The sequence below is a fragment of the Pseudorhodobacter wandonensis genome (genome assembly GCF_001202035.1).
Lineage (GTDB): Bacteria > Pseudomonadota > Alphaproteobacteria > Rhodobacterales > Rhodobacteraceae > Pseudorhodobacter > Pseudorhodobacter wandonensis.
In genome coordinates this window covers 191,683-216,390 of sequence record NZ_LGHT01000036.1, presented here as the reverse complement: position 1 = coordinate 216,390, position 24,708 = coordinate 191,683, and the positions used below count along the sequence as shown (strand labels likewise).

Genomic DNA, 24,708 nt, shown 5'->3' with positions numbered 1-24,708 from the left:
TATGCACCTGCAGAAACGCTTAGGCCGATTTCTCGGCGCGATTCAGCGCACATTGCTGCCAAAGCATATCCATTGCGCGCACAAGTGTGTCAATTTGTGATGCATCGTGAACAGGAGAAGGCGTGAAGCGCAGGCGTTCAGTGCCGCGCGGTACTGTTGGAAAGTTGATCGGCTGCACATAGATGCCGAATCGTTCGAGCAACATGTCCGAAAGCGCCTTGCAATGAACAGGGTTGCCGACATGCACAGGTACAATATGGCTGCCGTGGTCGATCAATGGCAAACCGATTGATTTTAAACGATCTTTCAGGATGCGGGCGTGCAATTGCTGGGCGTCGCGCAAGTGTTGCGCGGTTTTCAGATAGCGCACAGAGGCAGCAGCCCCCGCAGCAACCGCAGGCGGCATCGACGACGAAAAGATGAAGCCAGGCGCATAAGAGCGCACCGCGTCACACATCTTGGCGCTGGCGGCGATATAGCCGCCGGCCACGCCATAAGCTTTGGCCAAGGTGCCGTTGATGATATCAAGCCGGTGCATCAGCCCGTCACGCTCGGCAATCCCAGCCCCGCGCGGGCCGTACATGCCAACGGCGTGCACCTCATCAATATAGGTCAACGCGCCAAACTCGTCAGCAAGATCGCAGATTTCCTTGATCGGGCCAAAATCGCCATCCATCGAATAGATCGATTCGAAGGCGATCAGTTTTGGCGCGGCCGGGTCATCGGCGGCCATCAATTCACGCAGATGGGCCACGTCATTGTGGCGGAAAATCCGCTTGGCGCCACCGTTGCGGCGCACGCCTTCAATCATCGAGGCGTGGTTCAATGCGTCGGAATAGATGATCAGGCCGGGAAACAGCTTTGGCAGCGTCGAGAGCGTGGCGTCATTGGCATTATAGGCGCTGGTAAACACCAAAGCCGCCTCTTTCTGGTGCAGATCGGCCAGCTCGGCCTCGAGCCGGATGTGATAGACAGTCGTGCCGGAAATATTGCGCGTCCCGCCCGAGCCTGCGCCTGTGGCGTCAAGCGCCTCTTTCATCGCGGCCAAGACCTCGGGCTGTTGCCCCATGCCCAGATAGTCATTGCCGCACCATACTGTAATGTCCTTTTCGGACCCGTCCTTTTTGCGCCATACAGCAGAAGGATATGCCCCTTTGCGCCGTTCGATATCGATAAAGGTGCGATAGCGCCCTTCTTCGTGCAAACGGTTCAGGGCGGTGTCGAGTGCGGCATCATAGTTCATAACTGTCTCCAAGCGGCCTGCAGTTTATTAGCCCGCAAAAATAGCGGGAAAGGGCAGGTTTTGACCAATCTGCAACAGATTCGCCGGTGGCGCCTTGATATTCATCAAACTCTATATCTGATAGAGGGCATTTTGACGCCCCCCTTTTTTGATTTCTGTCACTATTCCGCGTCGGCCACGACAACTTGGCAATCGCTGGCCCCTTTGTCTGCACAGCCTTGCAGTGCCTTTTGTTGTGCGCCCGGACCCTGAGCAATTTCGAAATAACCGGTCTGGGGGCTGGTCGCCATCGCGCGTTCACCGCGTTTGCCATAGTCGTTTTGCAAGGCGACGGTGCCTTCTACCGATAGCTGTAAGGCGCGCGGCTCCCATTTTTCGGGGCGCACGATTGCGGCAACCACGCAAGGCGTTGCGGTTGTGTTGGCCTTGTTGCACCCTTCAAGGGCTGCTGCGGCGGCGGCCTCGGCGCTGTGATGATTGGCAACCAGCATCGTCGCTTCGGATTTCAAAAGATCGGCATCGGGAACGATCGCAACTGCCGCGTAATAGGCATAATCTTTCACGACTTGTCCCAACAAAGCTGCGTTTTCAGGGGTTAGCCCGTCAACCGGCTGCATTTCAACCTCGGCGCCCTGCGGCGCGAACATCATCGCCATCGCATCTTTGCCCGAAATCGGGTCGGCCAATGCGGCGCCCGATACAACCGCTGACAGGCCTGCCAAAACCATGCCACCCAGCCAGAGGCTTTGCCAACGCGTTTGATGTCTGTCCATATTCATGCGCTCCTGTTTGGTCCGGTGCTATTTTCTGGCGGCGCTTTTAGCTGCTTTTTGCGGCGCTGGACAGAGGCGGAATGAGTGATACTGTGCGGGCAAAATCACAAATTGGAGAACCCCATGTCGATTGATGCCATCCTTGACCGGATCGACGCTGCGATGCCACAGGCCACTGAACGTTTGCTGGACCTGTTGCGCATTCCGTCCATTTCAACCGATCCGGCCTTTAAGGCCGATTGTGACCGTGCCGCTGACTGGTTGGTCGAGGATTTGCAATCATTGGGGTTTGAGGCGTCAAAGCGCCCTACCCCCGGCCATCCGATGGTGGTTGCGCATTTTGACGCGCCCGAGGTCGCAGGCCCGCATTTGCTGTTTTACGGGCATTATGATGTGCAGCCGGTTGACCCGCTGGCGCTGTGGTCGCGTGACCCCTTTGACCCGCAGATTGAGGAAACCCCTGCGGGCCAGGTGATCCGTGGTCGCGGCGCATCGGATGACAAAGGCCAGCTGATGACCTTTCTTGAGGCTTGCCGCGCGTGGAAGGCGGAACATGGCACCCTGCCCTGCCGCCTGACGATTTTCCTTGAGGGCGAGGAAGAATCAGGCTCGCCATCGTTGATTCCCTTTATGAAGGAAAACGCTGATGAGCTGCGCGCCGACGTGGCACTGATTTGTGATACCGGCCTGTTCGAATCGAAAACCCCTGCCATCGTGACCATGCTGCGCGGGCTGCTGGGCGAAGAGCTGACCATCCATGGCCCCAGCAAAGACCTGCATTCTGGCATGTATGGTGGTGTGGCGATAAACCCCATTCGGGTGCTGTCGGGCATTATCGCAGGCCTGCATGACGACAATGGCCGCATCACCCTGCCGGGGTTTTATGACGGCGTTCCGGAATTGTCAGATGACATGCGGGCGCAGTGGCAAGGCCTTGCCTTTGATCACGCGCGCTTCCTTGGCGATGTCGGCCTGTCGGTGCCGGCTGGAGAGTCTGATCGCACGCCGCTGGAAATGATTTGGTCGCGCCCAACCTGCGAAGTGAACGGCATTTGGGGCGGCTATACGGGCGATGGCTTTAAAACTGTGCTGCCAGCCGAGGCCCATGCCAAAATCAGCTTTCGCCTTGTTGGCACCCAAGACCCCTTTGCCATTCGCGAGGCATTTCGCGGCTATGTGACCGATGCCCTGCCCGCAGATTGCAGGGTGGAATTCAAAGGCCATGGCAACAGCCCTGCGGGCCAGATGAGCATTACCCACCCCGCCTTTGAAGCATCCCGCGCGGCGCTAACCGATGAATGGGGTGTGGCGGCGGCCTATGTGGGATGCGGCGGGTCGATTCCGATCGCAGGATATTTCAAGACCTATCTGGACATGGATGCGATGCTGATCGGCTTTGGCAAAGACGACGACCAGATCCATTCGCCGAATGAAAAATATGACATGGAGAGCTTTCACAAAGGCATCCGGTCATGGGCGCGGGTGCTGGACCGTCTGACGCGCTGAGCGGGGTTAAGGCAGAAGGCAGGGGTTTCATACCCCCGCCTTCCATTGGGCTTGAACCACTGTCGCCACAATGGGCTACAGCGGTGGGGCATTTGTAGAAAGATGAAATACCAGAGGGTTAGGTTAGCCAACATCCAGTGCAAGGGCGTGGATGCGCGCAATAATATTCGGGCCAAGGGCCGCATGAATGGCGCGGTGGCGGGCAACGCGGTTCATCTGGGCCAAAGCATCCGCACGGATTTTGACGTTGAAATGCGTTTCGCCGCTGCCGTCATCGCCTGAATGACCTGCGTGGCGATGGCTGTCATTTGTCACGACCAGATAGTCGGGTGCAAAGGCTTCTGCCAATTTATGTTTTATCTCGTCCGACATGCTCATATTTATGTCAACCCCCTTCAATCCTTTGGCCAATAGTCTAAACTCTCGCCTTCGAGTCGGAAAGGCAAGTAACATGGCGACACGTCCACCATTTGAATTCGATATGCGCGTTTCTTCAGACAAGAAGAAACGCAAGACCGGACGCCGCGGGATGTCGGGCGCGTTTGAGACCTCTACCAAGACTTGCGAATTTGGTGGCTGCGACGAACCCGGTCTGTACCGCGCGCCCAAAAGCCCGGACCATCTGGACGCGTTTTTGTGGTTTTGTAAGGATCACGTTCGCGAATACAACCTTAAATGGAATTTCTTTCAGGGCAGCACCGAAGAAGAACTGGCAGCCTTTGCCGATAAGGACCGGGTTTGGGTTCGCGGCGAGGATAAAGGATTCAACAAGCGCTCGGATGAGGGCCATGTGTGGTCGCGCCTTGGTGTGAACGACCCGATGGCGATATTGGGTGAGAAAGGGACGCAGAACCCCGGCAAGGTAAACCCTGCTGCAGCGACACGCAAACTGCCTTCGGCCGAGCGCAAAGCGCTGGAAATTCTGGACGCGCGCGACAGCTGGACAAAACCGGAAATCCGCAAGCAATACAAAAGCTTGGTGAAAGATCTTCATCCGGATATGAACGGTGGTGACCGCTCAGACGAAGAGCGCCTGCAAGAGGTGGTTTGGGCATGGGAACAAATCAAGGAAAGCCGCTTTTTCCGCAGCTAGGCTGTTTTTGAAATTGCAGCGCGGCGATCAATTTTCCGCGTTTGCACCCTAATTCTTGCCCGATTGGACTTGACGCCGTACGCAGGCGTGACTAATCAATGCCGCACTGAGGCGGGTGGGCAGGCAGGCTATGCACCGGATTGCAAATCCGAGTAGACCGGTTCGATTCCGGTACCCGCCTCCAGTATCTTGTGGTTTTTGCTAATTATTTCCTGAAAAACCACAACATCTAGCTTTCCCAACTTCGTACACAACTCGTACACAGTCCGTGCGTAGTTTATACTGCATTTTGTCTCGTTTTGCCGTATAGTGTTCAGCAACAGGCACTTAGCGAAAAAAGCGGCGATGAGCTACGGCATAACAACAGTCAATGTGCACAAGAAACTGAAGCTGGATAAGCGGCAGGGTAGCGAGAATTGGTACGCGCGGCTGACGCTGGATAACGGCAAACGCATCGTAAAGAGCACAAAGACTGATGATTTAGACGAAGCGGTAGAGCGAGCGTGGGAGTTGCTTTACGAAACGCAGGCACGCATAAAAAACAAGCTTCCCGCCCAAACCCGCAAATTCAAACATGTCGCTGAATATGCCCTTAAAGGCATTCAAGACGCGTTAGACAACGGCACATGGCAGTTGCCAAGAACCGCCCTGGCGCGCACCCCATCATCGACTTTTTGCTGAACATCGTCGGTGGTGGCCCTTCTTTGGAAGACCGCCTTATTGCCGATTGATGGGGCGCTGCTGATCGCAGCCATGTCATCCATTATTGGGTCGGCCATAAGAAAAGCCACATTGACCCATCTAGACAAGGCCAGCTTACCCAATCCGAAACGCGTTTGCCCCACCGGCGTTGAGTGTTATGAGAAACTGACTCATCAAAACCGAATGCCGAAAACCAGCACGAATCCCATAAACCCGTAGAGCCTGACAATTCCAGACATGCCCCCCTCTTTCCGCCCAGACTTTCAACATATAAGCCACGTCCCCGAAGGGGATTTTCGGTTTATCGCACTGGATGTCGAGACGGCGTGCAGCGATGCCGCCAGCATCTGCCAGATCGGCCTCGCCTGTGTGGGGCCCGACAATGGCATCCAGACATTCTCGATGCTGGTCAATCCGCGCACCCATTTCGACCCGTTCAATATACGGCTGCACGGGATCGGGCCGGACCATGTGGCGGACGCCCTGCCCTTTGCCGAGGCGTTTGAGATCTTGTTGCCGCTGCTCGCCCGGCATCAACTCATTCAGCACAGCAACTTTGACAAACAGGCCATCAACGCCGCGCATCGTTTTTTGGGCCTTGAGCCGCCGCCCCTAAACTGGAGCGACAGCGTCAGGATCGCCCGGCGCGCTTGGCCCGAGCTGAAAGGCAACGGCGGGCATGGTCTGGCCAATCTGAAACTGGTATTAAATTTGCATTTTCACCATCACGACGCAGGCGAAGATGCGCGCGCGGCAGCTATGGTTGTGCTGCATGCCGAGGCGCAACTGGCAATGCCGTTCGATGAAATAGCACTGCCCGTTCCAAAGACCGCCCGCCCCCGCGTCGCCAAAGCGTAATTCGACCAACGAAAGACAGGTGTATTCGCCGCTTTCGGTGAAGGTCACTGCATCGAATACCCCCTGATGGCATGCTCCAGCACATTGACTGAAAGGCTGCGGGGCTTTGACGGCCCCAGAGAGATGGCATCCTGCCGCCCCTGCGGTTCATTTTGCCAACAGGTTTAAATCGTCCATAGCCCAGGGTTTTCAAGCGGATACAGACCAGAATCTTCGTCTCATTTTCGATCTGTTCATCGAGGTTCTGGCGCCTAAAAATCCGTCCGATGCCGCCCACAAAAAACTGCTCGGAAAAGCTGAATTTAATTTTCCATCACGCTCTGAATGGGCCAAAGCTCACCCCTCACGTTGCACAGCATATCTTGTTTCGGGAGTTTTTGCCGCAAACGGAGCCATTTATTTTCCAAGCATGTTCCTGTAAAGTTCCAGACAAGCCCACCCACGATTCCGGACATCCCCATGTGCAACCTCTATTCCCAGACCAAAAGCCAGGATGCGATGCGGAATGTGTTTGATGATGTGCTGATCGGGGATGAGACGCTGGAGGATCTAGCCGGCAACCTTCCCGCGCAAACCGGCATCTACCCCGATTATGCCGCGCCGATCATCCGGAAGGGGGCGCAGACCGGCTGGCAAATGGCCAAGGCCCGCTGGGGGATGCCCACGCCGGATGTTTTTCTGAAAGGCAAGCGCACCGATCCCGGTGTCACGAATATCCGCAATACCGCCTCGTCCCACTGGCGGCGCTGGCTGGGGGTAGAGAACCGCTGCCTCGTGCCTTTCACCAGCTTTTCCGAAATCGATACCCGCGCAGGCAGCCCGCGCAACCATCCCATCTGGTTTGCTCTTGGGCCGGACCGCCCGTTGGCGTTTTTCGCTGGGCTGCACACCGAATGGACCTCGGTGCGCAAGTTGAAGGAAGGCGAGGTGACGGCCGATCTCTTTGGCTTCCTCACCTGCCCGCCCAATGCCGAGGTGGCGCCGATTCACCCCAAAGCCATGCCGGTGATTTTGACGCGGCCTGAAGAATGGCGGCGTTGGCTGACCGCCCCCACGACCGAAGCGTTGCAATTACAACGCCCCCTGCCCGATGGCATGTTGCAGATCGTTGCCGAAGGCGGGCGCGTCGATGCGGTTTGAAACCTCTTCGGGCGATCCCTTCTCCCTTTTGAAACGACGCGTGCATGAGGCCGAGGGCCGTGGCCGCCGCGCCTTTGCGGGTTTTCAAGCCGCGCGCCACGTTGGGCCGTTGATCTGGATAATTCCTGCCCATATGCCCGAGATACTAATGCTGCGCGGGTTGCCGCAGGGCGTGGGCGAACGGCTGCACTTGCTGCGCCCGACAAATGAGACCGACCTGCTCTGGTGCGTTGAAGAAACCCTGCGCGCGGCCCCAGTTGGCTTGGTGATTGCCGAGCCGTCGCAGCCGCTGTCCCTGACCGCTGGCAGGCGTTTTCAACTCGCCGCGGAGGCGGGCGGCACCACGGGTCTGATGCTGATCCAGACCGATGCGGGCAGCAATGCGACCGAGAGCCGTTGGCATTGTGAACCGCAGGCCAGCGATGCAGACTCGACTCTGCATCGCTGGACTCTTAAAAAGAACAAAAGAGGAACTTTAGGGAATTGGGTTGTAAACTGGAATGGCGCGACGACTGCTTTCCATATGGTTTCCGCGGCTGGCGAGCGACACCAGCCTGCGGGACAGGCCCGTTGAGGGGCCATTTGCCCTGACCCTGCGGTCGGGTAATTCCGATCATCTGCATTGCGTTAATCCGTCGGCCATGGCACTTGGCCTGTCGCGCGGCATGGCGCTGGCCGATGCCCGCGCGATTTGCCCCGATCTTGCCACCCGCCCAGCCGATCTGGCGCGGGAGGCCGCAGCCTTGGCCAGCTTGCGCCGCTGGGCCAGCCGCTATGCGCCGATGGTGGCCAGCGATGGGCCGGACGGGTTGATGGCCGATATTTCCGGCGTGCCGCATTTGTTCGGCGGCGAGGCCGATCTGCGTGACGACCTGCAAGCACGGCTGGAACGCGCTGGTTTGGCCGCCACCAGCGCCATTGCCGGCACACGCGGCGCGGCGCATGCGCTCGCCCGCCATGGTGGTGGGATTATCCCTGACGGGCAGTTGCAACAGGGGCTTGGCCGCCTGCCGATCACCGCGCTGCGCATTGATCATGATACGGCAGCAGGGTTGGCTCGGGTTGGCTTGACGCGCATTCGTGACCTCCTCCCCTTACCCCGCGCGCCGCTGGCCCGCCGCTTTGGCCAAGGCTTGGTGATGCGGCTCGATCAGGCTTTGGGGCAGCATGCCGAACCCGTTGCCGCCGAACCTGACGCCCCGCATTTCGGCGTGCGGATGACCTTGCCCGATCCGATTGGCTTGCAATCAGACGTGATGGCGGGCTTGGAACGTTTGCTCGATCGGCTGTGCGCCAAGCTGGCCGCCACCCGTATGGGCGCGCGCCGTGTGCGACTGGAACTCCGCCGCGTGGATCGCGGCGTGGTGCTGGTGGAAATCGGCCTTGCCCGCCCGATGCGCGACCCCACCCGCATTGCAGCACTTTTTGCCAAAGGTGTGGACGATATCGACGCAGGCTTTGGCATTGATGCCGTGCGGCTGACTGCCCCTGTGGTGGAACCGCTGGCACCTGAACAGATCGGTGGCTCAACGGTGCGGCATGAGGATGCGCTGGCCGATCTTCTCTCATCCCTCGGCAATCGCATCGGGTTTGACCGCGTGCTGCGGCTGCTGCCTGCCGACAGCCTGATCCCCGAGCGCAGCCAGATCATCGCCCCCGCCGCCTATAGCGCTCCGCAAACCCAGCCCCGTCACAAGGGCCCCAGCCGCCCGATCACCCTGTTCGCGCCGGAACCTGTCACCACCGCCTCGGGCCACCCGCCCAACCATTTCCGCTGGCGGCGGATGCGGTTTACCACCCTGCGCGCCATGGGGCCTGAACGCATCACGCCGGAATGGTGGTTTGATGACCCCGCATGGCGCAGCGGTTTGCGCGATTACTGGCGGGTGGAAACCCAAGAAGGCCCGCGCCTGTGGTTGTTCGTGACGCCGCAAGCGCATAGCGCCGATTGGCCCGCCCCTACAGAGGGTAAAAACTGGCCCGCCCCCGCAGGGGGTAAAAACTGGCCCGCACCTGCAGGGGGCAAAAACTGGTATGTGCAGGGCGAGTTCGCATGACCCACGCCTATGCCGAGCTCTGCACCACCTCCAACTTCACTTTCCTGCAAGGCGCCTCGCACCCCGAGGAATTGATCACCCGCGCCGCCGAGCTTGGCCTGTCCGCCATCGCCATCACCGACCGCAACTCGGTGGCGGGTGTGGTGCGGGCATTCTCGGCGTTGAAAGAACTGGCCCGCCTGCGCGATGAGGCGGCGCAAAGTGGCGCAGCACAGGGCGGCCCTGCCATCCGGTCGCAGCAGGTGACCGATCATTCCAGCCGCCAGACTGTGCCGCGTTTCAGCGGCGCGACCGATGCCCCATTACAGCCAGACGCCCCCCTGCCAAAACTGATCGCTGGCGCGCGGCTGGTGCTGACCGACTCGGGTGTGGAATGGCTGGCCTTGCCGACCGATATCGCCGCTTGGTCGCGCCTGACGCGGCTTCTCTCGCTTGGCAAACGCCGCGCGCCCAAAGGCGAATGCCACCTGACCCGCGCCGATCTGGGCGAATGGGGCGCAGGCATGATCCTGATCGCCCTGCCACCCGACCCGCTGGAGGCCACCTGCCCCCGCAGTGACCTGCTGGCCGTGGCCCGCGCATTTCCCAGCCAGTGCTTTCTGGGCGCCGCCCCGCGCTATGACGGGCGCGACCAAACCCGCCTTGATCAGTTGGCGATGCTGGCGCAAAACACCAACCTGCCGATGGTCGCGGTCGGTGATGCGTTGATGCACCGCGCCGCCCGCCGCCCTTTGGCCGATGTGCTGACCTGCCTGCGGCTGGGCTGCACCATCGACAACATCGGCACCAACCGCCTTGCAAATGGCGAGCGCCGCCTGAAAACCGGGGCCGAGATGGCCCGCCTGTTTCACCGGCACCCCGCCGCCCTGCGCCGCACGGTCGAGATTGCCGACCGCTGCGCCTTTCAGCTGAATGAGCTGCGCTATCAATACCCCGATGAGGCGAAAGACGGCGAACCCGCACAAGACCGCCTTGAACGCCTGACCCGCGCGGGGCTGAACTGGCGCTATCCCGCTGGACCGCCGCCCAAAATCATCCACCGCGTGGAAAAGGAACTGACCCTGATCCGCGAGGTGGAATACGCTCCCTATTTCCTGACCGTGCATGACATCGTGCAATTCGCACGCTCCAAAGGCATCCTGTGCCAAGGCCGCGGGTCCGCCGCCAATTCGGTGGTCTGCTACCTTTTGGGCATCACCGAGGTGCCGCCCGAATCCATCACCCTGATCTTTGAACGTTTTATCAGCAAAGAACGCGGCGAGCCGCCGGATATCGACGTGGATTTCGAGCATGAGCGCCGCGAAGAGGTGATCCAGTGGATTTACGAGCGTTACGGCCGCGAACGCGCGGGCCTGACCGCCACGGTCATCCATTTTCGCAGCCGCGCGGCGATCCGCGAGGTGGGCAAGGTCATGGGCCTGTCGCAAGACGTGGTCGCGCGGTTGTCGGGGCAAATCTGGGGCTGGTCCGCTGCCGCCCCAGATGCGGACCGGATGCGTGATGCGGGGCTGAATCCTGCTGACAGCCGCGTCATGCTGGCGACCAAATTGATTGGTGAAATCATCGGTTTTCCCCGCCATCTGTCGCAGCATGTCGGCGGCTTTGTCATCACGCACGGGCGTTTGGATGAGCTCTGCCCGATTGAAAACGCCGCGATGGATGACCGCACGATTATTGAGTGGGATAAGGATGATATCGACGCTTTGGGCTTGCTCAAGGTCGATATTCTGGCGCTTGGCATGCTCACCTGCATCCGCAAGGCGTTCGGCCTGTTGGCCCAGCATCGCGGCCAAAATCTGACGCTGGCCAATGTGCCGCCGGAAAATCCGCCCGTCTATGATATGCTCTGCCGTGCCGATGCCATCGGGGTGTTTCAGGTCGAAAGCCGCGCGCAGTTGAACTTTCTGCCCCGCATGCGCCCGCGCAAGTTTTATGACCTCGTTTGCGAGGTCGCGATCATCCGCCCCGGCCCGATCCAAGGCGGTATGGTCCATCCGTTCATCAACCGCCGCATGGGCCGCGAACCGGTTGAAGACCTTGGCCCCGCGATGATGGAGGTGTTGGGCCGCACCTATGGCGTGCCGTTGTTCCAAGAACAAGCGATGCAAATCGCCGTGGTCGCCGCAGGGTTTACCCCGTCCGAGGCCGACCGTTTGCGCCGCAGCCTCGCCACCTTCAAACGCATGGGCACCATCGGCGGGTTCCGCGACCGTTTCATCTCGGGGATGTTGGCGCGGGGGTATGATGCGGATTTCGCGACCCGCTGTTTCGCGCAGATCGAAGGATTTGGCAGCTACGGTTTCCCCGAAAGTCACGCCGCCAGTTTTGCGCGCCTCGTCTATATTTCCGCGTGGTTGAAATGCCATCATCAGGCCGTGTTCACCTGCGCGTTGTTGAACAGCCAGCCGATGGGGTTTTATGCCCCCGCGCAACTGGTGCGTGACGCCCGCGATAGGGGCGTCGAGGTGCGGCCCATTTCGGTGAACCATTCCGATTGGGATTGCACGCTGGAACCCCGCCCCGATGGCAGCCTTGCCCTGCGCCTTGGCTTTCGCCAAATCAAAGGCTTACGCGCCGAGGACGCCGCGTGGATTACCGCCGCCCGCGCCAATGGCTACCCTGATGTTGAAAGCCTGTGGCGGCGTGCTGGCATCCCGCCCGACACGCTGGAACGGCTGGCCGAAGCGGATGCCTTTGCCGCCCTTGGCCTCACCCGCCGCGATGCGCTATGGGCCGCGAAGGCGCTGAAAGCCCCCGCGCCTCTGCCGCTGTTCGGCACTGATGGCGAAGGCGAAAACGAGCCAACCGTCAGCTTGCCGCAAATGACGCTGGGCCAAGAGGTGATTGAGGATTACCTGTCGCTGCGCCTGTCCTTGCGCGCCCACCCGATGGAACTGCTGCGGCCGCGCCTGCCGGAAAGCTTACCGCATGACCGTCTTACCAATACAAAAGGCCGCGCTACGATCACGGGTCTTGTCATCACCCGCCAACGCCCCGGCACGGCAGCGGGGGTGATCTTCCTGACGCTGGAGGACGAATCCGGCACCGCCAATGTGATCGTCTGGAAGCAGGTCTATCACGCCTTTCGCAAAGCCGTTATCGCGGGACGGTTGGTCCGCGTGACAGGGCGCGTGCAGCACGATGGACCAACAACGCACCTGATTGCCGAGAGTGTCGAGGATGTCTCGCACCTGCTGGCCACCCTTGGTCGCCCCGTGATGATCGATGCCAATGACGGCCGTGCAGATGAAACAAAACGCCCTGTCGGGGGCAGTATAAGGTCATCAGCACGTCACCCACGCGAGCAGGCGAAAAAGCTGTTTCCCAGCCGCGATTTCCATTGAAAGCCTGTCAAAGAACACATCCAGAATGCAAAGGCCCAACGCGCGCCGGGCCTTTTTTTGGAGATGTCGCTGGCCTGTCTGGGCAAGTAGACGGGTTGAAACCTGGCCTACAAACCCCAGCCGTGTCTAATTGGCTGGGCCGGTAACCAGACTGCCAAACGTACTGATATCGGTGCCTTCCCTGCGGCGTTTGGCGGTATATGCGGCAAACGCCCCGGCCACATGTTCGTTCTGAAAACTCAACAACCCTTGCTGATAGCTGGGGCGTTTGGAGACACGCTCAAACCATTTTTGCAAATGCGGTGTCCGCTCGAATGGCCAGCCCATCAGGTTGAAACGGTGCATGTTCGGCATCCAGGCAATATCGCTGAGAGAGAAAACATCACCTGACAGGTAAGGACGCCCGTCAGCCAGCAAGCTGTTCAGGTGCCGAAAACCGGCATCCGTGCGCGTGACCGCCTCATCAATCCGTTCCTTGGCAAAACCGGCTGCGAAATCCAACCGAAACTGCTTTAGCCATTCATTTTTATGCGCACGTTGAAAGGCCTCTGCGGCTTCCTTTGGCGGCGGCGGCGCTGCACGGAACAGAAACTCGAATGTCAGCAGTTTCAGGTCCAGTTGGGCCTTGTCGGCCAGATCGAGCAGTTCGGGCGTACTGGTGACTGCAAGGTCAGAAACCTCTCCTGCGAGATGCTGGATGATGTCGATGGACTCGATAATCAAATGGCCATCATCGACCAGCGCCGGAACCAGCCCTTTGGGGTGAATAGCCTGATAAGCCTCGGTCGCATGTTCATCTTTTTCAAGATCGACCAGATGGCTTTCAAATCCTTGCCCGGTTTCTGCAAGCACGATCCGCACCCGTTGTGAACAGCTCGACATCGGGGCGTGCCACAGGTGCAGGCCCTGCAAGGTTTTCAGCGATTGGTCTTTGGGGTCTATTTCCGGCATGTGCGGTTCCTTGGCCTAAAAATTCACCCTGTCGCCGCCCTTGAGGTCCAGCATTTCACGGGCTTCATCGGGGGATGCGATTTCACAGCCGAGATCTTCAACGATGCGGCGGATTTTGGCGACCTGTTGCGCGTTGCTGGTGGCCAGCTTACCGCGTGCGATGAACAGGCTGTCTTCCAACCCGACTCGCACGTTGCCGCCCATTTGACTGGCGGTGGTGGCAAGCGTCATCTGCGCGCCGCCTGCCCCCAGAACCGACCAACGGTAGTCATCACCGAACAAGCGGTCGGCTGTGCGTTTCATAAAGATCAGGTTGTCCACTTCGGGGCCAATTCCGCCCAAAATGCCAAAGATGAATTGTATAAAAATGGGAGCCTTGAACAGGCCGATATCCATACAAAACTTGAGGTTATACAAGTGACCTACATCATAGCATTCATGCTCGAACTTGATGTCATGCGGAGCAAGCGTATCAGCGGCTTCCTTGATGTCGCGGAAAGTATTGCGGAAAATATTGCCGTCAGAATTCTTGACGTAATCCTTTTCCCAATCAAACTTCCAATCCTCGTCTTTGTAGCGGTTCGCCAGCGGGTGAAAGGAAAAGTTCATCGAGCCCATGTTCATGGAACACATCTCGGGCGAAAAAGTGGTGGCGGGCTTTACACGGTCAGCAATCGAAAGGGTCAGGCTGCCCCCTGTGGAGATGTTCAAAACCGCATCGGTCGCCTGCTTGATTCGTGGCAGAAAGGCCGCGAAATCATCAGTGTTGACCGACACCCCACCATCATGGGCGCGGCGGGCATGCAGATGCAGGATAGACGCGCCTGCCTCGGCGGCAGCAACCGCATGTTCGGCAATATCATCAGGCGTATAGGGCAGCGCATCAGACATTGTGGGCGTGTGAATGGCACCGGTAATTGCGCAAGTAATGATGGTTTTCTTTTGCTTGGCCATGGTTAGGCGCCTTTCTTTTCAGGGCGGCGCAAGACGCGGTACCCTAGTGGAAACAAATTCAGACTGAACCGTGCGCGGATCAGGCCCCAAAGACCCTTGGGCGCCTTCAGCATGACGACAATCGCCACAACCCCCAGAATGATCAGGTAGGCCGTGCCCAGATCGGCAAGCGTTTCGCGCAGCAGGAAAAATACCAGCGTCCCGATGATCGGCCCTTCGATTGTGCCGATGCCGCCAATCACCACGATGAAAATCACAAAGGCGGTCCAGTCGTTCACACTGAACGCCGCGTCCGGAGAAATGCGCAGTTTTTGCAGAAAGATCAGCGCCCCGACCGCGGATGTCAGCGCCGCAGTTACCACATAGACGGCGAATTTCATGCGCCAGATGTCAATGCCAAGCGATCCGGCAGCCAGCTCATTGTCGCGAATTGCGGTCAGGGCCAGACCATTGCGCGAGCGCAGATAAAAATAGACGGCCGCAATCACCAGAACCGCAGCACCAAGCGCCAGCCAATAGCTGAGGAATTCACGCCCATCTTTCGATGCGGCCAGCGACCGCACGACATTGACCGGCAAGGATGACCCAGAGCCACCGCCCAAAGATGACATCTGCGCGAAAGACAGGCGAAACACCTCGGCAATCACCCAGGTGCCAATCGCGAAATAGGCCCCACGCAGACGGAAAATCAGCAGCGCTGTCGGAATGGCAATCAACGCCCCAAGTGCGCCCGCAGCAGCAATGGCTGCAAGCGGCGGCAGCCCGCCAAAGATCGTCAGAGCAAACAGCAGATAGCCGCCAAAACCGACATAGGCCTGCTGCCCTACAGATACCAGGCCCGCATATCCGGCCATAAAATTCCACAGGCTGGCGAGGGCGAGATAGAGGCACACCTCTCCCATCAGGCGCAGATTTGCGCTGCCTGCCCACCAAGGCGCCGCAATCAGGATGATCAGCGCGATGGCACCGAAAGCACCTGCAATCTGCGCTGCCGCAGAACTGCGCGTCACATGGTGGGTGCGGTTTTTGTTGACGGGGGCGCTCATGCTGAAATCCTCGGGAAAAGGCCATTCGGGCGGATGGCAAGGATGACAAGGAAGGCGATATGCCCTGCCAAAAGCTGCCAGCCGGGATCTATTTTGGCGCCAATCGTCTGGGCCACGCCCAAGATAACACCACCGGCGAGGGTTCCCCAAAGATTGCCCAGCCCGCCGATAATCACGGCCTCAAAGCCAAAGATCAGCCGCCCGCCACCGATCGACGGATCGAAACTTGTACGGATGCCCAGCAATATGCCTGCGATGGCCGTCACACCCAGCGCCAACGCCATGGCCAACCCAAAGATGTGGCGGCGGTTAAGCCCCATCAATTGCGCAATATCCTGATTATCAGAAACAGCCCGAAAGGCCCGACCAAGGGCGGTGTGGTAAAACACCCATTGCAACCCCCAGATCACTGCCAAAGCAACTGCGAAAGTCAGCAAGGGCAGCACACCAAGTGACAGGCCGGCCACCGAAACGCTGGCGGTTTCAAGCACGCCTGCGTTTATCTTTTGCGGATCGGCGCTATAGACCTCTAGCAAGCCGTTCTGCAAGATGACAGACAGACCAAAAGTCACCAAAAGCGGCGGCAACAGGTCATCGCCCAGCGTCCGGTTCAACACTGCCCGTTGCAGAACATAGCCAAACCCCGCCATCAGCGGCACCACAAGCACCAGCGCCAGCAAAGGATGGATGCCCAGAACCGACACCACAGTCAGCCCCAGATAGGCCGCCATGACAATCAGATCCCCATGGGCAATGTTTACCAACCGCATGACGCCAAAGATCAGCGACAGCCCTGCTGCAAACAATGCGTAAAGCCCGCCCAGCAAGGTTCCTTGCACAATCGCATTTACCCATTCCATGGTCATTCCATTCCAAAATAAGCGCGTGAAATATCGGCGCGCGACACGGCGCCAGAAGCACCTTCAAGCGAGATGCGTCCCTCTTGCAGACAATAGAGCCGGTCTGAGACAGACAGAGCCTTGCTGATATCTTGCTCGACGATCATCGCGCTCATGCCTTCACCGATAATACCGGGCAAGGCCGCGTAAATATCCCTGATGATGATCGGGGCAAGCCCGAGACTGATTTCATCAAACAAGATCAGATCCGGGTTCGCCATCAATGCGCGGCCAATGGCAACCATCTGCTGCTGCCCACCCGACAGCGAGGTCGCAGGCACGGCGCGGCGCTCTTTCAATATGGGGAACAGCGCGAAAACCGCCGCCAGATTCCATGGCCCTTTCCGGCCGGTCTGCCCACCGATAATCAGATTCTCCTCGACCGACAACGAGCGGAACAACTGCCGACCTTCTGGCACCAGCGCAATTCCAAGGGCCGCAACCTCATCCGCCCGCAGCCCGCTGATATCACGGCCTTGGTATTTGACCTGACCGCTGCCATTCGCGATCAGCCCCGATATCGACCGCATGAATGTGGTTTTGCCCGCGCCATTTGCGCCGATGATCGCCAGCACTTCGCCCGCGGCCACCGTCATATCGAGACCGTATAGCGCCTGAAAATCGCGGTAATGGGCATTCAGCCCGGCAATCTGCAACAAGGGTTCAGGCATCAGCTTCAATCCCCAAATAGATTTCCTGCACCTGCGGGCTGGCCATAATCGCCTTAGGCTCGCCCTCGGCGATCTTTTTGCCAAAATCGATAACGATCAGCCGGTCCACCACAGCCAAAAGCGCATGCACGACATGTTCAATCCAGATGATCGATACGCCCGAGGCATGGATGTCCTTGATCGTCTGAACGAGTGACCGGCATTCACCTTCGGTCAATCCGCCGGCAATTTCGTCCAGCATCAGCAGCTTTGGCTTGGCACAAAGCGCGCGCGTCAGTTCCAAACGTTTTCGCTCCAGCAGGGTCAGTCCGCCCGCCAATGCATTGGCCTTGGGCAACATCTGCGTCTGCTCCAACACTTCCAGGCACAACCGCTCTGCCGCCTTGCCACGCAGGCCCGCTGCTTGGGTCGCGGCAACCATAGCGTTTTCAAAAACGGTCATGCCAGAAAACGGCTGCGGTACCTGAAAACTGCGCGCCATTCCGGCCCGGCACCGCGCGGCCGCGCCCAGACGTGTCACATCGTGCCCGTCAAACAGCACGCGCCCGGAGTTTGGCGACAACGTCCCAGTGATCAGGTTGAACATCGACGTTTTGCCCGCGCCATTCGGCCCGATTACGCCCAAAGCCTCGCCTTTACGCAGCTCATAACTCAGGTCATCCGCGACACTGATGGACCCGAAGGATTTGGTGAGGCGATCAATTTGTAAAAATGCTGTCATGTTGGCAGCCCCTTCAGATCATGCACAATGCGGCTTGGTTTGGGGCGTACGCTATGGTCACGCGCGCGCCCCATCGGCTGTTACAGCAGCTTAAGTTCGCCCGTCGTCGGGATTTCTGGCGCGGCGGCGTTTGCCACGATTTTCAGATCAAATGCGTCCCCGTCTTTCTGCCATTGGCCGGCAACCAGTGGCGTTTTGGTGACGTTATTGATCGGCCCATTCGACCAATCAACCGGGCCGACAATCGTATTCAGATTGGTGGCCGCAATGGCTGCAACGATGGCAGCGGAATCTTCGAGATCGGCCGCCCGGCGAATAGTATCGGCTGCGACTTCGAACAATGCGTGTTTAAAGCCAATAGGTTGCGTCCAAGGGCGACCTGTTGCTGCGGAAAAGCCTTCGGCCAATTCCCGCGAAGACGCGCCAGTCAGCGAGGACGCGTAAGGGTGGCTTGGCGACCACCAAACCTCGGTTGACAAGCCGTCGCCACGGTCGCCCAGGCTTTCAATTACCGAAGGGAACAAAAGCGCCTTGCCGACGGTCACAATTTTCGGAGCGAAGCCTTGCTGTGCCGCCTGTGCCCAGAAGGTTGCAAAGTCCGGTGCGATCATGTTGCCGGTGACAATGGTGCAGCCTGCAGCCTTGAACGCCGCAATCTGATTGGAAAAATCATCCGACAGCGGCTGATAGCGACCGGAATCCGTGATCGTATAGCCCGCCGCAGTCATTGCCGGAGGCAGACCATTCTGCGCATCGCCAAAGGCATTCCCGTCAGCATCATTCGGGAACATGCCTGCCACGTTTTTCCCGACATCGGCCTTGGACCACATATCCAGCGTTGCGGCGATCCAATCCTCTAGCCCCCAAAAGAAATGGTAGGTGGATTGAAAGCCAACCCCCGGCACGCCATTGCGGCCAAAGAAATAAGGCTGCCATGGGCAATCAGTGGTGATGCAGGGAATTTCGTTGATTTCGGCCTGATCGGAAACCGGATTAACGGTGTCCGGCGTCGAGGCGGCGACGATGATATCCACCTCATCGCTCAGGATCAGGTCGGCTGCCACTTCGGCGGCACGGTTGGGGTTCGATTGGCTGTCTTTGGAAATGATTTCGATATTCCAGGTCTTGCCGTTGTTTTCGATGCCACCGGCAAAGGCCTTCTGAATCGCACCCAGCACATAATCATCTGCCTCGCCAAACGCGGCCAAGGGGCCGGTGCGCGGGCTGACATGCCCAATCCGCAGGGTCGGTGTTGCAGCATAAGCACGTGTCGCGCGCAGCAATGCCGGAGCCGCCAGACTGGCAGCCCCCGCCATCATAAAGCCGCGCCGAGATGTCGTGGTCTTCATAGCTTAATCCTCCCAATTTTTGCCCGGCCTCCCTGCCAAGCGTTTCGTTCAGTCTAACAGAATTCCGTCCAGCCGTTTCAGATGCCGCGAGACACGCGCCCGCACTTCATTTGCCTCGGCCGGCGTCCAGGTTCGAAACCCCTCGCCCGATTTCATGCCAAGCTTGCCGTTGGCCACCAGTTTTTGCAGATAAGGCGACGAGCCTTTGCGGCTTTCCAGATCAAAGAGCACGTTTTCGTGGATATCCAAGGTTAGGTCTGTCCCCACCAGATCGGCGTTTTCCAACGGCCCCAGTACCGACAGCCTGCGGCCAAAGCTGGCCTTAATCACCGTATCCACGGCCTCGGCATCGCAAATGCCGTTTTCGACAAGGCTGATCGCCTCGCGCCACAGCGCATGTTGCAAACGATTGCCGATGAAGCCCGGCACATCCTTGGCCACCAGCACCGGCGTTTTGCCCGCATCGGCCAAAAGATCCATCATATCCGCCGCCACAGCGGCGTCCGTCCATTCGGTTTTCACCACCTCGACCAGCGGAATAAGATGCGGGGGGTTCCACCAATGCGTGCCAAGCGCACGGTTTTTCAGCCGCAAATCGCCCATGATCTGCGTGATCGGCATGACCGAGGTATTGGATGCAAGGATACAGGTCGGCGGCGCGTGGGCCTCGATTTCGGCAAAAACCTTGCGCTTGAGGTCAAGCTTTTCCGGCGCCGCCTCAAACACCACTTCGGCTTTGGAAACCGCACCGGCCGTGGTGTCAAAAATCTCGATCTTTTTCAGCGCGCGCGCGATTTCGGTCTCATTGATACCCATTGCGACCATGCTGTCCCGGATACGGCCCGCCACCGAGGCGCGGGCTTCGGCGATCGGGTCGGTGATTGCCACATATTGGCCTGCGCGGGCCAGCGTCAGCGCGATGCCGTGGCCCATCAGTCCAGCACCAATCACGGCGATTTGTCGGTTCTTAGCTGTCATGGTTCATCCCGCCGTATAGCCGCCATCGGCATAAAGAATATGGCCTGTGTAGAAATCGGATGCTTTGGACGCGAGGAACAGCAAGGGGCCTGCAAGGTCCTCTGGCTCTCCCAATCGCCCCTTTGGCACGCGGGCAAGAAAACCTGCGCGCACGGCATTGGCCTTTTCATTATCCTCAAACATCCATGCGGTTAGCGGCGAACGAAACACGGTTGGCGCGATTGCGTTCACCGTAATGCCGGTTGGCCCAAGCTCGCATCCAAGCGCCTTGACCAACCCATCAGTCGCCGCCTTGGAGGCGCAATAGGCAGTGTAACCCGCAGGATGCCCCAAAAGCCCGCGCGCGGATGATACCAGCACGATTTTACCACCCGAATGCGTGCCTGCGGCCACTTGGGCCTTCATTTGCCCAGCTGCCGCGCGGGCCAAAAGCCAGCTTTGCGTTACATTGGAATCCATCACCGAGGTAAAGGTTTCAGGCGCCATGTCGTTGATCAACGCGACTTTGTTCATCCCCGAGGCGACGACCAAAATATCCAACCCGCCATAGGCCTTCACCGCCTCGGCAACCAAGGCGTTGCAGGCCCCCTCATCACTGGGGCGGGTATTTACAGGCATCACATTGGCCCCCATGCCGCGGCATTCGGTGGCGATTTCATCCAACGCGGTCTGGTTGCCAGCGGCCAGTACCAAGTTGCACCCTGCCCCCGCAAAAATTCGCGCGGCAACCATCCCGAAGGCCCCAGAGGCACCGGTAATCAGCGCCGTTTGGCCCGAGACATCAAACATCATCGCAGGATTGCTTATGGTCATGGCTTTGCCTCAGGTGGGTATGGAATTACGACCAGCATTTTGCAGGTATGGTTGGTGCGGTTTTCTAGTTTCCGAACTTCGTGCGCTGGAATGGTGCAGCTGTCGTAGCGGCGCAGAATCGTTTCAGTGCCGTCAATGATGACAGTCATTTCACCTTCCAGCACGACATAGACTTTTTCGAAAGTTGTCGCGTCTGGTCCAGCACCGCCCGCGGGCAAGAACTGGCTGAACCCAACCCATTGGTTGGTCGGGCCGCCTGCCTCAAACCCTTGCAGCCGCAAACCGTGGCAGCCGAAATGGTTCGGTGCAACATAGGGCTGCGCGTCGTCAAACCGCTTAATATGCATAGACTCCTCCCCAGGAACATGCGGTGGCGGCGCGCGACGACAAGCCGCGCGCCGAATATGGCTTAGAATGCAGCGCCGTCGTCGATGCGGAAATTCTGGCTTTTGTCGATCATCGCGACGAGGCGGATGATGCAGCCATCACCGCGGTCCCAGTTCCATGGAAAGAACGCAAATGTGCAACGCTTGCCGGTGACAGCATCCAAATCGCCGCCGACGTTTTCAATGCCCAGAATGCCGTTCTTGAACAGGATCTGGTGAACCGGTTCCCAATCAGGGAAATCGTCTTTCCAGTCGCGGCCGCCCGACCATTCTTTGTATTCTTTTTCCAGATGCGGCAGCAGCGGCCCATTGCGCTGCGGGCCAATCGCGGTGGCCAGCGGGTGGTCGTTCGCCTGGGTGTCATGCCCAACAACTTTGACGCCCTTTGCCACCATCCATTCGCCAGCCGAGGCCACAAAGCCGGGGCAATAGGCAAAGTAATCGCCGTCCTCATAATCATGGTGCCAGCCGGTATTGATGATCAGCACATCGCCTTTGCGGATCACATGGCCACAAGCCTTTTCAAGGTCTTCGCCGGTAATCGGTTCCCATTTATTTTTGGGCAAGGACACGACAATCCCTGTGCCAAAGAAGTGCGGCAGCGGAACCTCGTCGATGAATGGCGTGCCTTGCACAACATGCGCTGGCGCGTCGATATGGGTGGTGGCGTGCATCGTGGTGGTGATGCGCTGGCTCAGCACACCCGACTTGGCCATGTAGTGGATACGTTCAATTTTGGTATCCTGAAAATAGGGCCAGTTGGGGTTTTGAAACCCGAAACGATGGCTGAGGTTGTAAAACTCCAACCCCATGTCGTTGTCCAGGTTCCCCTGAAACTCGATGCCGCGAACTTTAACCATAGGACAAATCTCCTCCGCTCACCGGAACGCCGGTGTTGATTAAGGGTTGCTGAATAATGTCAGGATTTCCTCCACCTGTCTCATATTACGGTATGCATGCACCGCATCGCGGTCAATATCTTTTTTCTAGAATCGGTGCTGCTGTATCGCATTGCGGTATTGATAAAATAATCTATGCTTTGTTCAACGCAATTACCTGCACCGGAACACAAAACCCAAATGATTGAAAAAGAAGATAAAACAGACCGGAACGGTATTCAGGTCATAGCGCGGGCCGCGACAATCCTAAGGGCATTGCGCGATTCACAGTCAGGAATGAGCTTGGGTCAGATTGCCGAACGCGTTGGATTGGCCCGCTCGACTGTGCAGCGAATCGTCGCGGCTCTGCAGGCCGAGCGGCTGGTTATCAGCGACTCTAACGGCGGCGGTCTGCGGCTTGGCCCAGAATTGCACGCACTGGCAGAGGCCGCGCAGTATAACATCGTCGAGCATTGCCGCCTTTTGCTGACCGAGCTTACGCAGAAAACCGGCGAAACGGCCGATCTTTCGGTGCTTCGGGGGGCTGGCATGATCTTTTTGGATCAGGTTCCGGGCACGCACCGTCTGCGCACAGTATCGTCTGTAGGTGAGGTTTTTCCCCTGACAACCACCGCCAACGGCCGCGCCTGCCTTGCGCAACTGCCCGAAGATCAAGCCACAAAGCTTATTCTGAATGAATGGGACCGCAATGGCGTTGATGGCGACATTGGCGCGCTACAAGCCGAGCTTGCCCAAATCCGGCAAACTGGACTTGCGTATGATCTGGATGACCATACATCCGGTATTTGCGCGATTGGGCTGGCCTTCCGGGATTGGGCAAATGACCTCCATGCCATTTCTGTGCCGATCCCTACGACGCGGTATGAACAAACCAGAAAGGTTGTCGAAGTCGCGCTATTAAAAACAGCCAGAAATATAGAAAAGATGATGCATGGCGGTGCGGCGCGATAAGACCGCCGCCGCGACTCGCTTTAAAGCGAATAGAACCAGTGCGCCAATCTTTGACTTGCAAGTGCACGGCTGTGTTGTTTGGTTAGGCCAGAATATTTGTGTCAGGCACGTTGCCCGCACATGTCGCGGCAACAATCTCGCGCTGATCCAGCTCGGCTACAACCAAGCTTTCACCAATTTGTTCAGTTAGCTTTGTTTTGAAGATGCATGCCGGGCTACTGCTTCAAACATGCATAAAACGCTATCGATATGCTAATTTCGCTAAACCAATACGTCAATGATATCAGTGCGCTGCTACAAAGCTGCTATGCATGAAAAAAGGGCTCGCAAAATGCGAACCCTTTGTTTTTGTTGAGCAATATACTCGTTCGTAGTTAGCGCTTGGAGAACTGGAAGCTCTTACGTGCTTTTGCTTTACCGTATTTCTTACGTTCAACAACACGGCTGTCGCGGGTCAAGAAGCCAGCGGCTTTCAATGCGGCGCGCAGGGTTGGATCGTAAAGCTGCAATGCTTTCGATACACCGTGCTTTACAGCGCCAGCTTGGCCCGAAAGACCACCACCAGCAACCGTTGCCATCACGTCGAACTGGCCTTCAACGCCAGCAACAGTGAACGGCTGGCGCAGGATCATCTGCAACACAGGGCGGGCGAAATAAACAGGCATATCTTTGCCGTTTACAGTGACCTTGCCGGAACCTGGCTTGATCCAGACGCGGGCAACCGCATCTTTACGCTTGCCGGTTGCATAGGCACGGCCCAGCTTGTCGCGCATTGGTTCACGCACAACAGCAGCAGGTGCCGCCGCAGGAGTGTCAGCCACAGCCGACTTCAGATCGTCGAGGGATTTGATATCGGACATGCTTATGCGCTCCGCGTGTTCTTGGGGTTCATCGCTGCAACGTCAAGAACGGTTGGCGATTGTGCTTCATGCGGATGCTCGGCGCCTGCGTAAACGCGCAGGTTTGTCATCTGCTGTGCGCCCAACGAGTTGCGGGTGATCATACGCTCAACAGCTTTGGTCACAACGCGCTCTGGGTGCGCACCGTCCAGCACTTGCGCAGCCGTGCGGAACTTGATGCCGCCCGGGTGGCCAGTGTGCCAGTAGTAACGCTTGTCTGCGCGCTTGTTGCCGGTCATTTGGACTTTGTCAGCGTTGATCACGATAACATTGTCGCCCATGTCCATGTGCGGTGTGAAGGTAGGCTTGTTTTTGCCGCGCAGGATATTTGCTACGATGGTAGCCAAACGGCCCAGAACGATACCTTCGGCATCGATCAAGATCCATTTCTTGGTAATATCCGCAGGCGTTGCGGTAAAGGTTTTCATGTTACACCCTTTAAAGTGTTGTGGGGAAAGGCCCCCAATCTCTCGGA

Annotated in this window: 26 protein-coding genes and 1 tRNA gene; 11 read left to right on the top strand and 16 right to left on the bottom strand. The window is 58.2% G+C overall.

The window, feature by feature from the left end; all coding sequences use genetic code 11:
- Nucleotides 1-19: 19 nt before the first annotated feature.
- Both hemA and AKU79_RS11950 read right to left on the bottom strand, forming a co-directional pair.
- Nucleotides 20-1,243: a 5-aminolevulinate synthase gene (gene hemA / locus AKU79_RS11955; RefSeq protein WP_050523811.1), complete on the bottom strand. Its 1,224-nt coding sequence runs from the start codon at nucleotides 1,241-1,243 to the stop codon at nucleotides 20-22.
- A gap of 161 nt (nucleotides 1,244-1,404) precedes the next feature.
- The gene (locus AKU79_RS11950; RefSeq protein ID WP_156209690.1) at nucleotides 1,405-2,016 is read right to left on the bottom strand and encodes a 5-aminolevulic acid synthase; all 612 of its coding nucleotides are present in this window, start codon (nucleotides 2,014-2,016) and stop codon (nucleotides 1,405-1,407) included.
- A 123-nt stretch (nucleotides 2,017-2,139) separates the two neighbouring features.
- On the opposite strand from AKU79_RS11950, the gene AKU79_RS11945 reads away from it, so the two are divergent.
- Complete coding sequence (locus AKU79_RS11945) at nucleotides 2,140-3,522, top strand: M20/M25/M40 family metallo-hydrolase (RefSeq protein ID WP_050523810.1); 1,383 nt, start codon at nucleotides 2,140-2,142, stop codon at nucleotides 3,520-3,522.
- Between the two features lie 123 nt (nucleotides 3,523-3,645).
- Here the strand turns inward: AKU79_RS11945 and AKU79_RS11940 are convergent, their stop codons facing one another.
- Nucleotides 3,646-3,900 carry a BolA family protein gene (locus AKU79_RS11940; RefSeq protein ID WP_050523809.1) on the bottom strand — a complete coding sequence of 85 codons (255 nt, stop codon included), beginning with the start codon at nucleotides 3,898-3,900 and terminating at the stop codon, nucleotides 3,646-3,648.
- A gap of 73 nt (nucleotides 3,901-3,973) precedes the next feature.
- Here AKU79_RS11940 and AKU79_RS11935 point away from each other — a divergent pair, with 73 nt between their 5' ends.
- From AKU79_RS11935 to AKU79_RS11900, 9 genes are all read left to right on the top strand, one after another.
- A complete protein-coding gene (locus AKU79_RS11935; protein WP_050523808.1) occupies nucleotides 3,974-4,615 on the top strand; it encodes a J domain-containing protein in 642 nt (213 codons plus the stop codon).
- A gap of 110 nt (nucleotides 4,616-4,725) precedes the next feature.
- Nucleotides 4,726-4,799: transfer RNA gene (locus tag AKU79_RS11930), tRNA-Cys, on the top strand.
- 161 nt (nucleotides 4,800-4,960) lie between these two features.
- Complete coding sequence (locus AKU79_RS19930) at nucleotides 4,961-5,296, top strand: hypothetical protein (RefSeq protein WP_050523807.1); 336 nt, start codon at nucleotides 4,961-4,963, stop codon at nucleotides 5,294-5,296.
- Between the two features lie 258 nt (nucleotides 5,297-5,554).
- Complete coding sequence (locus AKU79_RS11920) at nucleotides 5,555-6,175, top strand: 3'-5' exonuclease (RefSeq protein ID WP_050523806.1); 621 nt, start codon at nucleotides 5,555-5,557, stop codon at nucleotides 6,173-6,175.
- Between the two features lie 106 nt (nucleotides 6,176-6,281).
- Nucleotides 6,282-6,596 carry a hypothetical protein gene (locus AKU79_RS19300; RefSeq protein WP_156209686.1) on the top strand — a complete coding sequence of 105 codons (315 nt, stop codon included), beginning with the start codon at nucleotides 6,282-6,284 and terminating at the stop codon, nucleotides 6,594-6,596.
- A gap of 38 nt (nucleotides 6,597-6,634) precedes the next feature.
- Nucleotides 6,635-7,315 carry an SOS response-associated peptidase gene (locus AKU79_RS11915; protein ID WP_050523805.1) on the top strand — a complete coding sequence of 227 codons (681 nt, stop codon included), beginning with the start codon at nucleotides 6,635-6,637 and terminating at the stop codon, nucleotides 7,313-7,315.
- Entirely contained in the window at nucleotides 7,305-7,889 is a 585-nt protein-coding gene (locus tag AKU79_RS11910; RefSeq protein ID WP_050523804.1) for an ImuA family protein, read from the top strand. Before AKU79_RS11915 ends, AKU79_RS11910 begins: the two co-directional genes overlap by 11 nt.
- Nucleotides 7,816-9,372, top strand: coding sequence for a Y-family DNA polymerase (locus tag AKU79_RS11905; protein ID WP_050523803.1), 1,557 nt, complete (start codon nucleotides 7,816-7,818; stop codon nucleotides 9,370-9,372). The genes AKU79_RS11910 and AKU79_RS11905 overlap by 74 nt, the downstream gene beginning before the upstream one ends.
- Nucleotides 9,369-12,716, top strand: a complete 3,348-nt coding sequence (locus AKU79_RS11900) for an error-prone DNA polymerase (RefSeq protein ID WP_050523802.1) — start codon at nucleotides 9,369-9,371, stop codon at nucleotides 12,714-12,716. The genes AKU79_RS11905 and AKU79_RS11900 overlap by 4 nt, the downstream gene beginning before the upstream one ends.
- Before the next feature lie 126 nt (nucleotides 12,717-12,842).
- Here AKU79_RS11900 and AKU79_RS11895 read toward each other — a convergent pair whose 3' ends face one another.
- From AKU79_RS11895 to AKU79_RS11845, 11 genes are all read right to left on the bottom strand, one after another.
- Nucleotides 12,843-13,667, bottom strand: coding sequence for a glutathione S-transferase family protein (locus tag AKU79_RS11895; RefSeq protein ID WP_050523801.1), 825 nt, complete (start codon nucleotides 13,665-13,667; stop codon nucleotides 12,843-12,845).
- Between the two features lie 15 nt (nucleotides 13,668-13,682).
- Complete coding sequence (locus tag AKU79_RS11890) at nucleotides 13,683-14,621, bottom strand: BKACE family enzyme (RefSeq protein WP_050523800.1); 939 nt, start codon at nucleotides 14,619-14,621, stop codon at nucleotides 13,683-13,685.
- Nucleotides 14,622-14,623: 2 nt separating this feature from the next.
- Nucleotides 14,624-15,667: a branched-chain amino acid ABC transporter permease gene (locus AKU79_RS11885; RefSeq protein WP_050523799.1), complete on the bottom strand. Its 1,044-nt coding sequence runs from the start codon at nucleotides 15,665-15,667 to the stop codon at nucleotides 14,624-14,626.
- Nucleotides 15,664-16,527 (bottom strand): branched-chain amino acid ABC transporter permease, encoded by an 864-nt coding sequence (locus AKU79_RS11880; RefSeq protein WP_050523798.1) that lies wholly within the window; start codon nucleotides 16,525-16,527, stop codon nucleotides 15,664-15,666. The genes AKU79_RS11885 and AKU79_RS11880 overlap by 4 nt, the downstream gene beginning before the upstream one ends.
- A 2-nt stretch (nucleotides 16,528-16,529) precedes the next feature.
- The gene (locus AKU79_RS11875; RefSeq protein ID WP_050523797.1) at nucleotides 16,530-17,237 is read right to left on the bottom strand and encodes an ABC transporter ATP-binding protein; all 708 of its coding nucleotides are present in this window, start codon (nucleotides 17,235-17,237) and stop codon (nucleotides 16,530-16,532) included.
- Nucleotides 17,230-17,958: an ABC transporter ATP-binding protein gene (locus AKU79_RS11870; RefSeq protein WP_050523796.1), complete on the bottom strand. Its 729-nt coding sequence runs from the start codon at nucleotides 17,956-17,958 to the stop codon at nucleotides 17,230-17,232. Before AKU79_RS11870 ends, AKU79_RS11875 begins: the two co-directional genes overlap by 8 nt.
- Before the next feature lie 80 nt (nucleotides 17,959-18,038).
- A complete protein-coding gene (locus AKU79_RS11865) occupies nucleotides 18,039-19,307 on the bottom strand; it encodes an ABC transporter substrate-binding protein (protein ID WP_050523795.1) in 1,269 nt (422 codons plus the stop codon).
- A gap of 48 nt (nucleotides 19,308-19,355) precedes the next feature.
- Nucleotides 19,356-20,285: a 3-hydroxyacyl-CoA dehydrogenase family protein gene (locus AKU79_RS11860; protein ID WP_050523794.1), complete on the bottom strand. Its 930-nt coding sequence runs from the start codon at nucleotides 20,283-20,285 to the stop codon at nucleotides 19,356-19,358.
- A gap of 3 nt (nucleotides 20,286-20,288) precedes the next feature.
- On the bottom strand, nucleotides 20,289-21,098 hold the full coding sequence (locus tag AKU79_RS11855; RefSeq protein WP_050523793.1) for an SDR family NAD(P)-dependent oxidoreductase: 810 nt from the start codon (nucleotides 21,096-21,098) through the stop codon (nucleotides 20,289-20,291).
- Entirely contained in the window at nucleotides 21,095-21,445 is a 351-nt protein-coding gene (locus AKU79_RS11850) for a cupin domain-containing protein (RefSeq protein WP_050523792.1), read from the bottom strand. The genes AKU79_RS11855 and AKU79_RS11850 overlap by 4 nt, the downstream gene beginning before the upstream one ends.
- 62 nt (nucleotides 21,446-21,507) lie before the next feature.
- Entirely contained in the window at nucleotides 21,508-22,344 is an 837-nt protein-coding gene (locus AKU79_RS11845) for a cyclase family protein (RefSeq protein WP_050523791.1), read from the bottom strand.
- 219 nt (nucleotides 22,345-22,563) lie between these two features.
- Here AKU79_RS11845 and AKU79_RS11840 point away from each other — a divergent pair, with 219 nt between their 5' ends.
- Entirely contained in the window at nucleotides 22,564-23,334 is a 771-nt protein-coding gene (locus tag AKU79_RS11840) for an IclR family transcriptional regulator (RefSeq protein WP_050523790.1), read from the top strand.
- Nucleotides 23,335-23,708: 374 nt separating this feature from the next.
- On the opposite strand, the gene rpsI is transcribed toward AKU79_RS11840, so the two are convergent.
- On the bottom strand, nucleotides 23,709-24,194 hold the full coding sequence (gene rpsI / locus AKU79_RS11830) for a 30S ribosomal protein S9 (RefSeq protein WP_050523788.1): 486 nt from the start codon (nucleotides 24,192-24,194) through the stop codon (nucleotides 23,709-23,711).
- 2 nt (nucleotides 24,195-24,196) lie between these two features.
- Nucleotides 24,197-24,661: a 50S ribosomal protein L13 gene (gene rplM / locus AKU79_RS11825; RefSeq protein WP_050523787.1), complete on the bottom strand. Its 465-nt coding sequence runs from the start codon at nucleotides 24,659-24,661 to the stop codon at nucleotides 24,197-24,199.
- Nucleotides 24,662-24,708: the final 47 nt, after the last annotated feature.

Bases quoted from the DNA above. Each gene is read 5' to 3' on its own strand.
- hemA (WP_050523811.1), bottom strand. From the start codon at position 1,243: ATGAACTATGATGCCGCACTCGACACCGCCCTGAACCGTTTGCACGAA.
- AKU79_RS11950 (WP_156209690.1), bottom strand. From the start codon at position 2,016: ATGGACAGACATCAAACGCGTTGGCAAAGCCTCTGGCTGGGTGGCATG.
- AKU79_RS11945 (WP_050523810.1), top strand. From the start codon at position 2,140: ATGTCGATTGATGCCATCCTTGACCGGATCGACGCTGCGATGCCACAG.
- AKU79_RS11940 (WP_050523809.1), bottom strand. From the start codon at position 3,900: ATGAGCATGTCGGACGAGATAAAACATAAATTGGCAGAAGCCTTTGCA.
- AKU79_RS11935 (WP_050523808.1), top strand. From the start codon at position 3,974: ATGGCGACACGTCCACCATTTGAATTCGATATGCGCGTTTCTTCAGAC.
- AKU79_RS19930 (WP_050523807.1), top strand. From the start codon at position 4,961: ATGAGCTACGGCATAACAACAGTCAATGTGCACAAGAAACTGAAGCTG.
- AKU79_RS11920 (WP_050523806.1), top strand. From the start codon at position 5,555: ATGCCCCCCTCTTTCCGCCCAGACTTTCAACATATAAGCCACGTCCCC.
- AKU79_RS11915 (WP_050523805.1), top strand. From the start codon at position 6,635: ATGTGCAACCTCTATTCCCAGACCAAAAGCCAGGATGCGATGCGGAAT.
- AKU79_RS11910 (WP_050523804.1), top strand. From the start codon at position 7,305: ATGCGGTTTGAAACCTCTTCGGGCGATCCCTTCTCCCTTTTGAAACGA.
- AKU79_RS11905 (WP_050523803.1), top strand. From the start codon at position 7,816: ATGGCGCGACGACTGCTTTCCATATGGTTTCCGCGGCTGGCGAGCGAC.
- AKU79_RS11900 (WP_050523802.1), top strand. From the start codon at position 9,369: ATGACCCACGCCTATGCCGAGCTCTGCACCACCTCCAACTTCACTTTC.
- AKU79_RS11895 (WP_050523801.1), bottom strand. From the start codon at position 13,667: ATGCCGGAAATAGACCCCAAAGACCAATCGCTGAAAACCTTGCAGGGC.
- AKU79_RS11890 (WP_050523800.1), bottom strand. From the start codon at position 14,621: ATGGCCAAGCAAAAGAAAACCATCATTACTTGCGCAATTACCGGTGCC.
- AKU79_RS11885 (WP_050523799.1), bottom strand. From the start codon at position 15,667: ATGAGCGCCCCCGTCAACAAAAACCGCACCCACCATGTGACGCGCAGT.
- AKU79_RS11880 (WP_050523798.1), bottom strand. From the start codon at position 16,527: ATGGAATGGGTAAATGCGATTGTGCAAGGAACCTTGCTGGGCGGGCTT.
- AKU79_RS11875 (WP_050523797.1), bottom strand. From the start codon at position 17,237: ATGCCTGAACCCTTGTTGCAGATTGCCGGGCTGAATGCCCATTACCGC.
- AKU79_RS11870 (WP_050523796.1), bottom strand. From the start codon at position 17,958: ATGACAGCATTTTTACAAATTGATCGCCTCACCAAATCCTTCGGGTCC.
- AKU79_RS11865 (WP_050523795.1), bottom strand. From the start codon at position 19,307: ATGAAGACCACGACATCTCGGCGCGGCTTTATGATGGCGGGGGCTGCC.
- AKU79_RS11860 (WP_050523794.1), bottom strand. From the start codon at position 20,285: ATGACAGCTAAGAACCGACAAATCGCCGTGATTGGTGCTGGACTGATG.
- AKU79_RS11855 (WP_050523793.1), bottom strand. From the start codon at position 21,098: ATGACCATAAGCAATCCTGCGATGATGTTTGATGTCTCGGGCCAAACG.
- AKU79_RS11850 (WP_050523792.1), bottom strand. From the start codon at position 21,445: ATGCATATTAAGCGGTTTGACGACGCGCAGCCCTATGTTGCACCGAAC.
- AKU79_RS11845 (WP_050523791.1), bottom strand. From the start codon at position 22,344: ATGGTTAAAGTTCGCGGCATCGAGTTTCAGGGGAACCTGGACAACGAC.
- AKU79_RS11840 (WP_050523790.1), top strand. From the start codon at position 22,564: ATGATTGAAAAAGAAGATAAAACAGACCGGAACGGTATTCAGGTCATA.
- rpsI (WP_050523788.1), bottom strand. From the start codon at position 24,194: ATGTCCGATATCAAATCCCTCGACGATCTGAAGTCGGCTGTGGCTGAC.
- rplM (WP_050523787.1), bottom strand. From the start codon at position 24,661: ATGAAAACCTTTACCGCAACGCCTGCGGATATTACCAAGAAATGGATC.